At 47.1% G+C, this 14,702-nt stretch carries 13 protein-coding genes; 9 read left to right on the top strand and 4 right to left on the bottom strand.

The window, feature by feature from the left end; all coding sequences use genetic code 11:
• The 3 genes from LQ567_RS15115 to LQ567_RS15105 all read left to right on the top strand — a co-directional run bounded on the left by LQ567_RS15115 (position 1) and on the right by LQ567_RS15105 (position 4,855).
• A complete protein-coding gene (locus LQ567_RS15115; protein ID WP_231005363.1) occupies positions 1-1,404 on the top strand; it encodes a c-type cytochrome domain-containing protein in 1,404 nt (467 codons plus the stop codon).
• 208 nt (positions 1,405-1,612) lie between these two features.
• Complete coding sequence (locus tag LQ567_RS15110; protein ID WP_231005362.1) at positions 1,613-2,386, top strand: CRISPR-associated endoribonuclease Cas6; 774 nt, start codon at positions 1,613-1,615, stop codon at positions 2,384-2,386.
• Positions 2,387-2,833: 447 nt separating this feature from the next.
• Complete coding sequence (locus tag LQ567_RS15105) at positions 2,834-4,855, top strand: ATP-binding protein (RefSeq protein WP_231005361.1); 2,022 nt, start codon at positions 2,834-2,836, stop codon at positions 4,853-4,855.
• Between the two features lie 74 nt (positions 4,856-4,929).
• Here the strand turns inward: LQ567_RS15105 and LQ567_RS15100 are convergent, their stop codons facing one another.
• A complete protein-coding gene (locus tag LQ567_RS15100) occupies positions 4,930-5,325 on the bottom strand; it encodes a VOC family protein (protein ID WP_231005360.1) in 396 nt (131 codons plus the stop codon).
• Positions 5,326-5,346: 21 nt separating this feature from the next.
• On the bottom strand, positions 5,347-5,937 hold the full coding sequence (locus tag LQ567_RS15095) for a TetR/AcrR family transcriptional regulator (RefSeq protein ID WP_231005359.1): 591 nt from the start codon (positions 5,935-5,937) through the stop codon (positions 5,347-5,349).
• A gap of 280 nt (positions 5,938-6,217) precedes the next feature.
• On the opposite strand from LQ567_RS15095, the gene LQ567_RS15090 reads away from it, so the two are divergent.
• From LQ567_RS15090 to LQ567_RS15065, 6 genes are all read left to right on the top strand, one after another.
• Complete coding sequence (locus LQ567_RS15090) at positions 6,218-7,483, top strand: serine hydrolase domain-containing protein (protein WP_231005358.1); 1,266 nt, start codon at positions 6,218-6,220, stop codon at positions 7,481-7,483.
• 124 nt (positions 7,484-7,607) lie between these two features.
• Positions 7,608-9,140, top strand: a complete 1,533-nt coding sequence (locus LQ567_RS15085) for a glycerophosphodiester phosphodiesterase family protein (protein ID WP_231005357.1) — start codon at positions 7,608-7,610, stop codon at positions 9,138-9,140.
• 56 nt (positions 9,141-9,196) lie between these two features.
• Positions 9,197-10,006, top strand: coding sequence for a carboxylesterase family protein (locus tag LQ567_RS15080; protein WP_231005356.1), 810 nt, complete (start codon positions 9,197-9,199; stop codon positions 10,004-10,006).
• Between the two features lie 189 nt (positions 10,007-10,195).
• Positions 10,196-10,414 carry a hypothetical protein gene (locus tag LQ567_RS15075; RefSeq protein ID WP_231005355.1) on the top strand — a complete coding sequence of 73 codons (219 nt, stop codon included), beginning with the start codon at positions 10,196-10,198 and terminating at the stop codon, positions 10,412-10,414.
• A 66-nt stretch (positions 10,415-10,480) separates the two neighbouring features.
• On the top strand, positions 10,481-11,581 hold the full coding sequence (locus LQ567_RS15070; protein WP_231005354.1) for a metallophosphoesterase: 1,101 nt from the start codon (positions 10,481-10,483) through the stop codon (positions 11,579-11,581).
• A 69-nt stretch (positions 11,582-11,650) separates the two neighbouring features.
• The gene (locus LQ567_RS15065; RefSeq protein WP_231005353.1) at positions 11,651-13,003 is read left to right on the top strand and encodes a flavin monoamine oxidase family protein; all 1,353 of its coding nucleotides are present in this window, start codon (positions 11,651-11,653) and stop codon (positions 13,001-13,003) included.
• A gap of 40 nt (positions 13,004-13,043) precedes the next feature.
• On the opposite strand, the gene LQ567_RS15060 is transcribed toward LQ567_RS15065, so the two are convergent.
• Complete coding sequence (locus LQ567_RS15060; RefSeq protein ID WP_231005352.1) at positions 13,044-13,616, bottom strand: hypothetical protein; 573 nt, start codon at positions 13,614-13,616, stop codon at positions 13,044-13,046.
• Between the two features lie 38 nt (positions 13,617-13,654).
• Positions 13,655-14,680, bottom strand: a complete 1,026-nt coding sequence (locus tag LQ567_RS15055) for a beta-ketoacyl synthase chain length factor (RefSeq protein WP_231005351.1) — start codon at positions 14,678-14,680, stop codon at positions 13,655-13,657.
• Positions 14,681-14,702 lie beyond the last annotated feature (22 nt).

Here is a 14,702-nt window from a genome sequence, read left to right as displayed (position 1 = left end):
ATGAAGATGCTTGCATTGGTGGATTTTATCGGACGCTTTCATCCTGTATGGGTGCACCTGCCCATCGGGATCCTGTTGATGGCCTGTTTATTCCAGTTGTTTGCAAAGCGGTATCCGTTGTTGAAACCTGCCATCCCCGTATTGTTGTTTTGGGGCGCAATAACGGCGATTGCTTCCTGTATCACCGGGTACCTGTTATCGTTAAGCGGAGATTATGATCAGGCGCTCGTAACACAGCACCAGTGGATGGGTATTGCCACCGCGGCCGTGTCATTGATCTTTTATGGTTTAAACCGGCTTTCATTAACGGGCCGATACACCCGTTTGGGTGCGGTTGTCATTCTGATACTGATCATGATTACCGGTCACCTGGGTGGCTCTTTAACGCATGGTGCGGATTATTTGACCGCCGGTATAAACGAAGCGGGTACGGCGCAGGAAATGAAACCGATCCCCAATATACAGGAAGCCGTCCTGTACACCGACGTGGTGCAGCCGGTATTGCAGCGAAAATGCTACAGCTGCCACGGCAGCAGCAAGCAAAAAGGAAAATTGCGCCTTGATGCGGAAGCACAGATCCTCAAAGGAGGAAAGGATGGAAAAGCCATTGTAAGCGGTAAACCGGATGAAAGTGCTCTGATCAAACGGCTGTTGCTGCCGCTAAACGACGACGACCACATGCCACCCAAAGAAAAACCGCAGCTAACACCAAACGAAGTAGCCGTGCTGAGCTGGTGGATAAGTACGGGTAATAGTTTTACAAAAAAAGTAAAGGAATTGCCGCAGCCGGATAAAATAAAACCGGTATTGGCGGCCCTGCAGTCGGGTAGTTCCGGCGAAATCGCAAAAAAGACAGAGTTGCCGGAAGAAGAAGTGGGGCCGGCAGATGAGGGTACACTAAATAAACTAAAAGAGGCGGGCATCATAGCGGTGCCGGTTTCCAATGAAACCAATTACCTTTCCGTGAGCTTCGTTACAGCTGGCAGCCGGGCACAGGAACTGGTTAAACTCCTGGAGCCCCTCAAAAAACAGATAGTATGGTTAAAGCTGGAAGATAGTAATATCACCGATGAGGGGTTGGCGGTTATTGCAAAATTTACACACCTTACCCGCTTGCAATTAGCAAACACAAAAATAACGGATGCCGGGCTGGCACAGCTTAGGTCGCTGCAACAGTTGCAGGTATTAAATCTGGTAGGAACCGGAATTACCGAAAAAGGACTGGCATCCCTGAAAGAGTTGAAATCACTAAGAGCCCTGTATCTCTATAAAACGGGTGTTGGAACCGCTGCATGGGCGCGGCTAAAACAATCGTTCCCTAAAACGGTGCTGGATTCCGGTGGCTATACCGTACCTACCCTGCCAACAGATACAGCCCTGGTAACAGCAGACAACAAAAAATAACAGATTCTCTGACGCGCACAGCTGGCACAACTAACAACTGGCTCAAATAAAAAGCGCCGGCATTAAACAGGCAGGCGAATGCTCTATACCGAAAACATATTTATATAATATAAATGTGTTTGTTTTATGCAATTTAGCATTGCATTTCTATAATTTTATTTAAAAATGTTAATATTTAAATTTATACAATTCGTATAGGCCTTTTAAAATGCGTTTTTTAGTAAAATTACAAGCGGCCCGTTTGTCGGCATTGCCCATAAATTACCAGAGCTCTTTAGCGGCTGCCATCCGGCGCATTCTTTCGAAAAGTAAACTGGCCGCCACTACTTTTTCACACGAGGAAGGTTATCGGCAGGATGCCGGGCTGTTTTCCTTTTCAAATATGAACTGTGCATTTAAGCCGGAGGAAGACCGGCTGTGGTTGTTGAATAAAGAACTTTCTTTTTTTCTGGGATTGCATTTACCGGAACAAATGGAATCCTTTGTTATTGGGCTCTTTCAATATGAGCGGCTTTTTGTTGGTGATGAACTTACCACAACGTCCTTCAAAATAAAAGCCCTGGAACCCTTGCCCGGGCCGGAATATACATCAGAAGAGGGCGGCTTTGCTTCTTTATTGGTAAGACCGGTTTCGCCGGTTGCATTACACAATCCCTCAAACACCGCCTTTCTGTTCCCGGAAGAACCGGGCTTTACAGACGCCGTAAACACTGCCTGGCGGCAAAAAATAGCTGCAACCTATGATGCGGCAACGGCTGAAAATGCTTTGTTAACCTCAAAAATAGCGGGTGCCGCAAACCGTACCCGGTTCCGGTTTGCAAGTATTGCTAATGAAGATGGAACCACAAAAAACATCCGGGGATGCCTGAATTTTGTGCTGAAAGTAACTGCCCGCAAGCCTTTTCTTCACCTTTTGCTTAACACCGGGATGGGTGCATACAACCACCAGGGACTGGGATTCCTCGAAGTGGTTCCTGCCTGAAATGGCTGTTAAAGAGTGCTGCCAATAAACGGGTCCTTAACCGTTTAACCAGGGTGTTCAGGATACCGGGCAGAGCATGGCTGCAACTTTTTAGGATCCTTTTTCCAAACACAATAGATTCATTAAAAAATTCATATATTCGTTACGGATTACCAACGATCTCCTGATAATGCACTTTTTTTTGTACAAAAGAACAGCTGTTCCGGTGAACGAACACGCTATATGTTTGCCGGGAAAGCCGGGCAACCGGCAGGCGGCTTCCGGAAAGCGGGAATATAAAAAAAAGTTTCTTTATCCGCTGCTTCCAGGCTGCTGAGCCGCATCGTTACCAAGTACGTATACTCTTCAACGAATTCCTCTACCCTTAACCTGCATTATCACTTAATGTTGTCCTCATTTTTTCGAAAGATGTTCAGAAGTATTGCTATAGCGCAAAAGCTGTACTTCATGATTGGAATAATGGCGCTGTTATTAGTGCTGGAATTTTGTACCCTTTGGTGGGCACTGGGAACACTTTCAGCAACCAGGGCGTTTGTAAATGGTGAAGGGTTATGGTCGAAAGGCCAGAAGAATGCGGTCACCAGCCTCTTGCTGTATGCCCATTCACGGGATGAAAATGATTACCGGGATTATCTCGATTTTCTAAAAGTGCCGATGGGAGACCGTAAGCTCCGGCTGTCCCTTTCCGGAAGTAAACCCGATATTGTTGCGGCAAGACGTGGAATGCTGGAAGGACGTAATCATCCCGCAGATGTAGATGGGGTGATCCGGCTTTTCCTCCGGTTTAAAAATGTGTCCTTCCTTAAAGATGCCATTGCCATCTGGTCTGCAGCGGATTCAAGCCTGGATCAGCTGATGCAGATGGGCACTACCTTACATCAACAGATCGGTACGGCTTCCACCTCAAAACAGGAGATTGATGCTTCGCTCAGCCGTATAAAACAATTGAACATTACCGTTACGCAACTGGAAGATGATTTTTCACTTACCCTGGGGGCCGGTGCGCGCTGGTTGGAGCGCACCGTGCTGTGGCTGATGCTGGCATTATCGCTAACCATCGGAGCCATCAGCCTCCTGGTTGCTATTTCGGTAAGCAGGAGTATTGTAAAAGGGGTGCGGGAAATTATACGGGGTACCGGGTTGGTGAGTGAGGGGGTATTAAATACAAGGATAAATGTGTATTCCGATGACGAAATCGGGCGTCTGGCACAGGCATTTAACCAGATGATTGATACACTGGAGCGCAATTTCCAGCAAATACAACAACTGGAAGATACCGGTGTAAATTTGAAACGGGATAAAGAAAGGGCCGAGGCTTCAGAAAAAGCCAAGCAACTCTTCCTGGCAAAAATGAGCCATGAGATCCGTACACCCATGAACGCCATACTGGGCTTTGCACGGTTACTGGAAGAATCGCTTACGACCCGTGAGCAACAGGAATATATCCGCATCATTATCAAATCGGGCGATAGCTTGCTGATTATCCTGAATGATATCCTCGATTTCTCCAGGATGGAAGCGGGTAAGATCACTTTTGAAAACGCACCCTTTAGCCCGGGAGATGTGATGCATACCGCAAAACTGATGATGGAACCCAGGGCCCGGCAAAAGGGTTTGGCTATTGAATGTACCATTGATGCACAGCTGCCGGAAAAAGTAATGGGTGATTCTGTGCGGCTCAACCAGGTTTTATTGAACCTGCTGTCAAATGCCATTAAGTTTACCTCCCTGGGCAGCATCCGGTTATCAGCGCGCCTGGCCGAGACGCATGAAGCATCCTGTTGGATAGAATTTGAAGTTGCAGATACTGGTATCGGCATTCCCGCCGAGCAACAGGAACGGATCTTCGAGAGTTTTGAACAGGTGGCCAATACCAATGCGCACCGGTTTGGCGGCATCGGATTAGGACTTAGCATCGTAAAGCAGCTCATTGAGATGCAGCAGGGAGAGCTGTTTATTGACAGCAGGCCCGGGGCCGGCTCCCGGTTCCATTTCAGACTTTCCTTTATGAAATACCACGAAACGGAAACGGCCGTAGCAGAAAATACCAGTCCGGTTGATATCAACGGCAACGGCATACGGGTACTGGTGGCTGAAGACAACAGGATTAACCAGATGCTGGTAATGAAAGTGCTGAAAAAACAGGGTTTTGAAACAGCACTGGCAGAAAACGGGCAGATAGCGCTGGAGAAATACCGGCAAACGGATTTTGACATCATCCTGATGGACCTCCAGATGCCGGTAATGGATGGGTATGAAGCCGCGCAACGCATCCGGTTGATGGATAACGGCAAAAACGGGATTCCCATCATCGCCTTGTCGGCGCATACGTTCCAGGGCGAGTATGAACGTTGCATGGCAATGGGCATCAATGATTTTATTTCCAAACCATTTGAACGGGAGGAACTATACAGCAAAATTCTTCACCTGGTGAAGAACAGGAAACCGGAAAAGATTTCGGTGCTGTAAGCAGCCGGTGAAAATCGGAGCTGCTTTCCGGTAAGGCCGTTCGAACGATGCCTACTAGGGAGGTGCCGGTTGGTTTAAGCCGCATCCTGATAATGACCTATTTCAATAAAAAGCTGGTCAAAATAAAAGTAAAAACCATAGCTGTCCCTTATCGGCCGTGGTGCATGCGCCATGGTAAAACCGTCTCCGCTCAGCTGCTGGTACAACCGGTCTACTGCCGCCGCATTTTCAAGCATCCAGCCGATATGGAATTGTGGCGGGTAAACAACAGGCTCTTTTTGCGTCATCAATACAAGGGTAAAACCGGCGGCATTCTTTAATACGGCAACCTGGTTGGTTCCTTTTACATGTATGCAGGAAAACTGGAAATAGGTTTCAAAAAAAGAAATACCCTTTGCCACATCCGGCAGTACAAGGTTGAGGTGATTGATTGTCATCATCTGTAGTAAAATGTATAACCGAATGATCATTCGGTTAATGGTTAAAAAAAATCAACGTTTTAGAGACTGTAATACAGGAAAGAATGCCTGCTTCAGTTTTTGTTCGGTAAGTGAAAACGGAAGACCCGCCATGCTGCTTTGATCCAGGTGAAATTTAATCAGCATATAAAAGGGGCCATATGCCAGCGACCAGAAAATTTCGGGCGGCAACTGTTTTATAGCTCCGCTGCGTACCGCGTGCTTTACAAATTGATTCATTGCCTGCCGGAACGTAGCCGGAGGCGGCGCATGGTGCTTGATAAGCGGTGAATTCCGGAACTGCTCAAAAAAACGGTATTCCACAGGATTTTTACAAATATTCTTAAACCGGTTCTTCCATTGCAGCCACAGTCCTTCTTCAAAGGGCATGGTTTCTGAAAAACCGGCCAATGCATCCCGTTCAAACTGTTCCTGTACGCCGGTATATAATTTCAGCAGCAGGTCTTCCCGGTTTTTGAAATATACATAAAGCGTGGAGGGCGACAGCTTGGTCTCTTTTGCCAGTTTCTGCATGCTGAATCCGTCAAAGCCCAGTTTTACGATCAAAGCGATCGCCTTTTTGCGGATCAGTGCTTCCTTTGCATCATCCTTCGGTTTCATCATGCAAATATAATCGAATGATCGTTCGATTAATTAAAATCTGTAAAATTTAGTAAAAACAACTGCTAAATTCATCGAGTGCAGATTGGCTTTTTAATGTGGGTGCCGGCAGCCGGAGGGCACACATCAGGTGGAGCGCAAAGGGATGCAAAGGATAAAACCTTGGGAATAAGCGAAACAAGAGGCATTTACAGACCCGTAATTTTGCGCCGGATCCTTTTTATTATTGCATCGGACGGGTTTTCCCTGTATTTTTTTGTAGTTTAGGTGCCAAAATTTAGAGATGAAACGGATTCGCTTGTTACTGTTTGGCATGCTCCTGCAGCTTATCGCCGTGGCACAGCCAAAAACCTTGGACCCCGGCAAAAATGCCGGCGGCTTTGCTGCGGACCGGCTGCAGCGCATCGACCTGGTAATACAGGATTATGTACAAAAAAACTGGATAAAAGGAGCAACTGCACTTATCGTGCATAAAGGCGCCGTAGTATATAACAAGGCATTTGGTGTAAGCAGCGCTCAAATACCGCTGAAGACCGATGCTATTTTCCGGATCGCTTCGCAAACCAAGGCCATTACCAGTGTGGCGGTAATGATGCTTTTTGAAGAAGGGAAGTTTTTACTGGATGATCCCATTTCCAAATACATTCCGGCATTTGCAAATCCCAAAGTGCTGGACCAGTTCAATGCCGCAGACTCTTCCTACACCGTAGTACCCGCAAAAAGGAATATTACCATCCGCGACCTGCTTACCCATACCTCCGGACTGGATTATGCACAAATAGGATCCTCCAACATGAAGGCGATCTATGCCCGGGCCGGTATCCCTGCAGGTTTTGTAATACACCCTCAGCGTTTGGCAGATGCGATGGATAAACTGGGAACCCTTCCGCTGGTGCATCAGCCGGGCGAACGGTTTACCTATGGATTGAATACGGATGTACTGGGCCGCCTGGTAGAAATTACATCTGGTATGAGCCTGGATGACTTCTTTCATAAACGCATCTTTGAACCGCTGAATATGAAGGACACGTATTTTCATTTACCGGAGGCAAAACAATCACGGCTGGTAAGCGTCTACACCGAAGACAAAGCAACGAAGGCACTCATGCCCTGGGCCGATACTACCTTCCGCGGTATTACCGTCAATTACCCGGTAAACAATAACGGCTATTATTCCGGTGGGGCGGGCCTGGTTTCCACAACGGCTGATTATGCCGCTTTTTTGCAGATGATCTTAAATAAAGGGATGTATAACGGGAAGCGCCTGCTATCCCGGCATTCCGTTGAAATGATGACCCAGAACCAGATCGGAGATCTTTCCCTGGGCAACAATAAATTTGGCCTGGGCTTTGAAATCACAACCGACAAGGGCTTCTTAAAACTGGGCCAGTCGGCCGGAAGCTTTGCCTGGGGTGGATTCTTTGGAACCTCCTACTGGGGCGATCCCCGGGAGGAGATCGTAGCACTGCTCTTTGTACAGCAGTGGCCGTTCTCGCATGGTGAGATCAATGATAAATTTAAAGCCCTGGTATACCAGGCATTGAAGTAATAAAAGCAATTTTTTCAATAAAAACATGAAATGGCGCATCAGGAAATATTCATTTTTGCACCTGAACGGAATGAATATTTCTTATGCAGCATTCCATCTGGCAAAAAACAATAAAAGTAAACAGATGAAACAACGTTTATTTCCGGCTGCGGTTCTGACCCTGTTGCTGAGCAGCCCAATGGCAAACGCACAATCCTCAAAAAGCCGTATAACTTTTGCAGCAAATCCTATTGTAGCTCACAGGGGCGCCTTTAAAAAGAATGGATTCTCGGAAAACTCCATTGCTTCCCTGAAGCATGCCATTGCACTAAAATGCACCGGTAGTGAGTTTGATATTCATATGACGGCTGATGATTCGCTGGTCATCAATCATGATCCGCATTATAATAAGCTGACGATTGAAAAAACCACCTATGCAGAACTGATCAAAACGCCGTTGTCCAACGGGGAAAAACTGCCTACGCTGCAGGAGTATACCCTGGCAGGGTTAAAAAACAACCGCTCTACAAGACTGGTATTTGAGATCAAGCCTTCCGGTATCAGTAAGGAAAGGGCACTGCTGGTGACGGAGAAGGTGGTGCGCCTGGTACACCGGTTGGGAGCCGCACCCATGGCGGTATATATTAGTTTTGACTATGATGTTTGCAAAAAAGTGAAGCAACTGGATCCCGGGGCGCATGTACAATATTTAAATGGCGATAAATCGCCGGAAGAAATAAAGGCCGATGGACTGGATGGGGTAGACTATCATTATTCGGTGTTTCAAAAGCACCCGGACTGGATTGGGCAGGCAAAGAAAAACCACATTGCGCTCAATGCCTGGACGGTAAATACGGAGGCCGAAATGGACTGGCTGCTGGCAAATGGCTTTGAGTTCATTACCACAAATGAGCCGGAGCTGCTGGCAGAGCGGATGCAATTGACGCCTGTATCCAAGGGATGGAAGCTGGCGTGGAGTGATGAATTCAACCAGGCCGGCCTGCCAGATGAAAGCAAATGGGGCTATGATGTAGGCGGCAACGGCTGGGGTAACCGTGAGCTGCAGTATTATACAAAGGCAGATAGCAATAATGCGGTGGTAAAAAACGGGAAACTGCTGATTACGGCGCTCAAACAAAACCACGATAAAAATACTTATACCTCCGCCCGGCTGATTACAAAGGGAAAAGGCGACTGGTTATACGGCCGGGTAGAAGTAAGTGCCCGTTTACCCCTTGGCAGAGGTGTATGGCCTGCCATATGGATGCTGCCCACGGATTGGAAATATGGTGGCTGGCCGGCAAGCGGTGAAATAGACATTATGGAAAATGTAGGGTATAACCCGGATACGGTATTCAGCAGCGTACATACCAAGGCGTTTAACCACGTAATTGGCACACAAAAAACAAAGGGGCTTTTTTTAAAGGATGCCGGAACAAATTTTCATTGCTATGCTGTTGAATGGAATAAGAGCCGGATCGATTTCTTTGTAGACAACCAGTTGTTCTTTTCATTTAAGAATACCGGAAAAGGATTTAAGGAATGGCCCTTTGATCAAAAGTTTCACCTGTTGCTCAATATAGCGGTGGGCGGAAACTGGGGCGGTCTTAAAGGTGTGGATGAGCAGCTTACAAAGGCTGTTATGGAAGTGGACTATGTACGGGTATTTCAAAAATGAGATACCAATTTAAAATGGACAAACCCATAAACAACCGCTAATTATAAAATGATCGTATGAAAAAAGGATTATTGATATTGGCCACTGTTTTCATTTCCGTAATAACAACGGCGCAGGACTATGCATTGTTTCAGAAGTTCCGGTTTATACAAAGCGGGGATACATTGCCCTACCGGTTATTGCTGCCTGAGCATTACGACCCGCAGAAAAAATATCCGCTGGTATTGTTCCTCCATGGCCGTGGGGAAAGCGGCAACGACAACGAAGCCCAGTTATTGCATGGAGCGTCCTTGTTTTTAAAAGAAGAAAACCGTAAAAAATTTCCGGCCATTGTGGTATTTCCGCAAAATGCAGTAAAGTACTACTGGAGCAATGTGCAGACCGTTGCAGACTCCAGCGGAAAGCGGAGTTTTTATTTTACGGAAAACGGCCCGCCATCGCCCAGTATGCAGCTGGTAGTAGGGCTTATGGAAAACCTCGGCCGGCAATACCGGATCAAGGAAGAACAGGTGTATGTGATGGGCCTGAGTATGGGTGGTATGGGTACCTTTGAAATTGTAAACCGCATGCCGCATGTATTTGCAGCGGCTGTTCCTATCTGCGGCGGTGCTAATCCGGCTATTGCCGCAAATTTAAAAAACGCTTCCTGGTGGATATTTCATGGCGATAAAGATGTGGTGGTGGCACCGGAGTATTCCCGTAAAATGGTGGAGGCTATGAAAGCGAAAGGCGTGGATGTGCGGGCTACTTTTTACCCCGAGGCAGGGCATAACAGCTGGGATGCCGCCTTTGCGGAACCCGGATTATTGCCATGGCTTTTTGCGCATAAACGAAAAGATAATTTTAAAAAAACATCCAACAATTAACGGCCATCGCTGTTAATTTATTATGAATTAGCAATCGGTTAGTACCCGGTTGTACCAAACGCAGATATTTTTGCGTAGGGGTAAATGGAAATCAGTTGCTAACACTTATTCGTTTTAAAAATGATAAAAAGCAAGCAACTTTTGCCATTTATTTCATATCTTACGGTTATGAATAAATAGTTTTGAGTGATGAAGAATACGTATCGTTTAATAGGATTTGTGATATTAGGAATCGCTGCATCTGCAGTTACGGGTGCGGTATGTGAAGCACGCAGAAGAAATGCGATGAGACGATTGCTGGATACCGCAAACGAAGGCTATGAAACTGCACATGATATTATCTATCCCGGCAAAGGACAACGCCGTGCAAAAAAGCTCCGTTACGGCCCGGTATATCCGGGTATGTAAAGCAATGACCCGTAAGGCCCGTCAATCTTACGGCTCTGATCAATTCCAATATGTAATTACGAAACCATGCGCCGGGTTCTTCGATCCCTTTTGTTAAAACCCGTTCTATGGGCTGCCAGGAAGTTTGATTCCAATCCGGACAAGGCCCGCATCTATGATGCACTGACCAAACTTTTCAATCATATTTTAAACAGTCCCGGCAAGCTGGGACCGGTCATCAACTTTGATCAGATAACAGACCGGTTGATTATTTTCTCTGATCAACACAAAGGCGCGCGCAATGGAGCCGACGATTTTGCAATAGCTGCACCGGCTTACCGGGCGGCATTAACGTATTACAATGAACAGCGCTTCCGTTTTATAAACCTGGGTGATTGTGAAGAGCTTTGGGAGAATACGCTTTCAAAGGTTAAGAAAAACAATAAAGACGAGTTTATAGCAGAAACGGCATTTGTACAACGGGATGCATTTGTAAAAGTGATCGGGAATCATGACCTGTATTGGGGCAATGATCCCTTGGCGGGGCTTGAACTGGAAGCCCTGTTTGGAAAGAAAATAAAAGCCTGGGAAGGGGTGATCCTGCGTACCCGGATCAATGAAGAAGAACTGCGTATCTTCTGTACCCACGGGCACCAGGGGGATATGAACAGCGACGGGAACTGGTTTACCAAGTTTTTTATCTCACGGATCTGGGGGCCGCTGCAGTCGTATCTGCAAATCAATACCAATGAACCATCCAACAATGCGTATAAAAAAACAGTGCATAATGAAATTATGTACGAATGGTCCGCAGAGCAGGACCAGATCCTGCTGATCACCGGGCATACCCATCAACCCGTTTTTGAATCGCTCACGCATATTGAGCGTTTGTATCGCCAGATGGACATGGCCCGGGAAAATAACGACGACGAAACGATCAAAAAAATACAGGAAGAAACCAACCTTTACCAGGACCGTTTCAATAACCTGGTATTCGATTATAAGAAAATACTGCCTACTTATTTCAATACCGGCTGCTGCTGTTTTTCAGATGGCGATATTACCGGAATAGAAATAGCTAACGGGTGCATTCGCCTTGTAAAATGGCAAAGTAAAGGTCAAACGCCCGGCCGTACGGTACTGGAGGAAGTGCCGCTTGCGGCCATTATGGAACAGCTAAAGCGGTGAGTACTCGCCAGATTCAGGTATAGCCTCGCTTGTGCCGCCACCTTATCTTCAGGTCCCAAATCAATCATCATGGACCGTCGCCGTTTTATTCGCCAAAGTACCTTAACTGCTGGTTCCCTCATCCTTTCTGCACATACGCCTTTAAAATTTTATGCGGGCAAAAAACCGGAAGTGTTGGTGATTGGTGCCGGTTTTGCAGGGCTGGCGGCTGCGCTGCGGCTAAAACAGAAGGGCATTCCGGTAACAGTGATCGAAAGCCGGAACCGGGTCGGCGGACGCGTGTTTTCACACACCGTAAACGAAAACCTGGTGGTGGAACTGGGCGGTGAATGGGTGGGCAACTCGCATACCCGCATGCAGGAACTGTGCGCAACGTTTGGTCTCCCGCTGGAAAACAACCAAATGGATACGCATCTTATTTATAAGGACCAATACAACGCCCCTGGTTCCTGGAGCTATAGTGAAGAATGGAATGCCAGGTTCAAACGCATCCTGGAGACCTATCCGCATTTAAAAGACAGCGATAAACAAAAGCTGGATCAATACGACTGGTGGCGCTTTCTGGTAAATAATGGTTGTAACGGGCGCGATCTTGATCTGCGGGAATTGTTGGACAGTACTGATTTTGGAGAGAGCATCCGTCATGTTTCCGCCTTTGCGGCGCTGGCGGAATATGCGGAGAGCAGCGAAAAGAACGAGATGGATCTGAAGATAAAAGGCGGTAATGCGATGCTGGCGCAAAAAATGCGGGATCAGATCGGGTCCGAACATATTTACTGCGATCATCATGTTTCCCAGATCGTTCAAAAGGACCGGGTAGAAGTAACCTGCTCCAACGGAAAGAAATTCACCGGCGATAAGTTGATCTGCGCCATTCCTACCTTTTCCATTCAAAAGATCCAGTGGGATCCGGTATTGCCGGCACCGTATGCGGCGGCTTTGAATGCGTTACAATATGCCCGGATCAATAAACATGCCCTGCATTTTTCGGAGCGCTTCTGGAAAGAAGAGGCATTTGACCTGGTGTCGGATCAGTCACCGCATTATTTTTATCATGCCACCAAGAACCAGCCATCCGCAGAAGGGGTGTTGATCGCCTATAGCATCGGTGATAAGGCGGCATCCAATGCCAACCAGTCCAATGAATTTTTGGCAAACGATATATTCCGTTGCCTCGAACCGCATTTTGGCAATCTGCGTTCCCTGCTCAAAGGGCAGGCCAATTATTACTGGGGAAATGATGCCTATTCCTATGGGGCCTATGCGCTTTACGGTATCGGGCAGTGGTTTACGGTGATGCCCGAGCTAAAGAAAAAATTCCTGCATACTTTTTTTGCCGGCGAGCATCTGGCCGATTGGCAGGGCTTTATGGAAGGTGCTGTGAATACGGGTGAAGCTGCAGCAGATGCGGCTACAGAATAACGGCCTTCTGAAAAGAAGACCGTTATCAAAAAAATTATATTTACCAGATGTATTTCGATAGCGATTTGCCGGCTTTGGCATATGCTTCTGAGATCCGCCAGCTGGTATCAAAGTCAACGCCCATTGCATCCCGGCCAGGCGAATTGTCAACTGTAAGTTCTGCGATCACATTACTGCGGTTGGCTGTTTCCACAATGGTTACGGTAGCATCGATATACGCGTTCTTTCTCCAGGCTCCCACATTGAATCCCGGTTCAATAAAGGTGGTACGGAAGATCAGCGTGTATTTGGCATTTTTTTCGTTTTTCAGTTTTGATTTTTCGAGAAACTGCTCCAGGAATTGCGGCTCATAGGCCCGCGATTTGTCACTTTGCCAGGATTCTGCCCATTTATCACCCTTTCCGGCCTCTTTTTTATTGAATTCTTCGGTTTTTTTGGCAATGTAGTCGGCCTCACTTTTAAACTTGCCAACGCTCAGGCCTTCGTAGCTGAATTCAACGTTGATACTGGACTGGTCTTTCAGCGGAGCCAGGTCTCCTTTTGTTTTTTTAATTTTTTGGGCATACCCTGCAAGGGTAAGGCTCATCAGCAGCAGCAGAAAAGAAACTCTCATAAACATAGCTATTTGAAGGTTAAAAAATAAAATGCAGTTTAATTGTTTGAAAGGATCAGGAAACCATGTTGTTTTCCGTGGTACTGGTTGTAAATAATAATGCGGTCAATGGCGGTTGGCAGCGGACCGTTCTTTAAAAGAACCTCCGGTACCTTTTGTTGTTGCAGTATATATGTTGCAAGCCATGTTGCAAAGGAGCTGGCTGTTGGATATTCGCCGCATAGATGTTTAAACCGGAGTACCGTTGTTAACGGCATCAGGGTTTCGAGATTATTATAAAAAAAACGATAGCGGTTGTCACCGTTATCTCCGGAGAGCAGTAAGGTGTTTTTGGTAATTGGGTAGCGGATCAGCAACTGTTGCAGCCGCTTTTCCACATATGCCGGATCTTCTGTATGCACTGTTTCAACCGCTTCGATCCTGGCCTGCGCGCCTTCCGGTTTTCCGCTGAGTAAAAACAGGGCAGCGCCTTCGCCGGCAATGGTGGCCGCATGATCCGATTGAAACAGGTCGGCACTGCTCAGTGCCGGGTCGTACCAACCGGCCAGCCGGTCGATATTATAATTATAGGTGGAGATTTCATCCACGGCGCCCGTAAGATATACCTGTTCCGGGTGCTCGTTAAGGAACATCATTGCGTCCAGCAATGCGTTTTCAAATGCCAGTCCAAGGTGTACGTGCGTGGCATTGTAGCTGCGGTTCCGGGTAATGAGGCTCAGCTGACCCGCAATGGCATTGGGTGTACTTTGAACAAAATTGCCGGGAGTAAGCATGCCTTCTTCATAATCGATGATCTGGTTCAGGAATTTGATGCAGTCTTCCATGCCGCCGTTTGCAGTGCCGATAATGATGCCATCGGGCACTACCGCTTTTAACAGGGGCAGTCCGGCCCCGATGCCCATGCGAACCGCCTTGCTCATTCTTCGCAGCATGCCCGGGGGCACCCCCTCCAGTGCCGGTTCAAGGGCCACCAGTTTTCCGTCTGTAGCGGGAATGAGTGCATCCAGGTTTACCGGATCAACGGTTTGCTGGGGCGAAATACAAAGCTGCTGATGAATGTACACAGATATGATTTTTTGGGGCTAA

Source organism: Niabella pedocola, assembly GCF_021044425.1.
GTDB lineage: Bacteria > Bacteroidota > Bacteroidia > Chitinophagales > Chitinophagaceae > Niabella > Niabella pedocola.
This window is presented reverse-complemented; position numbering and strand designations above follow the sequence as displayed.

Bases quoted from the DNA above. Each gene is read 5' to 3' on its own strand.
- LQ567_RS15085 (WP_231005357.1), top strand. From the start codon at position 7,608: ATGAAACAACGTTTATTTCCGGCTGCGGTTCTGACCCTGTTGCTGAGC.
- LQ567_RS15095 (WP_231005359.1), bottom strand. From the start codon at position 5,937: ATGATGAAACCGAAGGATGATGCAAAGGAAGCACTGATCCGCAAAAAG.
- LQ567_RS15100 (WP_231005360.1), bottom strand. From the start codon at position 5,325: ATGATCATTCGGTTATACATTTTACTACAGATGATGACAATCAATCAC.
- LQ567_RS15090 (WP_231005358.1), top strand. From the start codon at position 6,218: ATGAAACGGATTCGCTTGTTACTGTTTGGCATGCTCCTGCAGCTTATC.
- LQ567_RS15060 (WP_231005352.1), bottom strand. From the start codon at position 13,616: ATGAGAGTTTCTTTTCTGCTGCTGCTGATGAGCCTTACCCTTGCAGGG.
- LQ567_RS15075 (WP_231005355.1), top strand. From the start codon at position 10,196: ATGAAGAATACGTATCGTTTAATAGGATTTGTGATATTAGGAATCGCT.
- LQ567_RS15065 (WP_231005353.1), top strand. From the start codon at position 11,651: ATGGACCGTCGCCGTTTTATTCGCCAAAGTACCTTAACTGCTGGTTCC.
- LQ567_RS15070 (WP_231005354.1), top strand. From the start codon at position 10,481: ATGCGCCGGGTTCTTCGATCCCTTTTGTTAAAACCCGTTCTATGGGCT.
- LQ567_RS15110 (WP_231005362.1), top strand. From the start codon at position 1,613: ATGCGTTTTTTAGTAAAATTACAAGCGGCCCGTTTGTCGGCATTGCCC.
- LQ567_RS15115 (WP_231005363.1), top strand. From the start codon at position 1: ATGAAGATGCTTGCATTGGTGGATTTTATCGGACGCTTTCATCCTGTA.
- LQ567_RS15080 (WP_231005356.1), top strand. From the start codon at position 9,197: ATGAAAAAAGGATTATTGATATTGGCCACTGTTTTCATTTCCGTAATA.
- LQ567_RS15105 (WP_231005361.1), top strand. From the start codon at position 2,834: ATGATTGGAATAATGGCGCTGTTATTAGTGCTGGAATTTTGTACCCTT.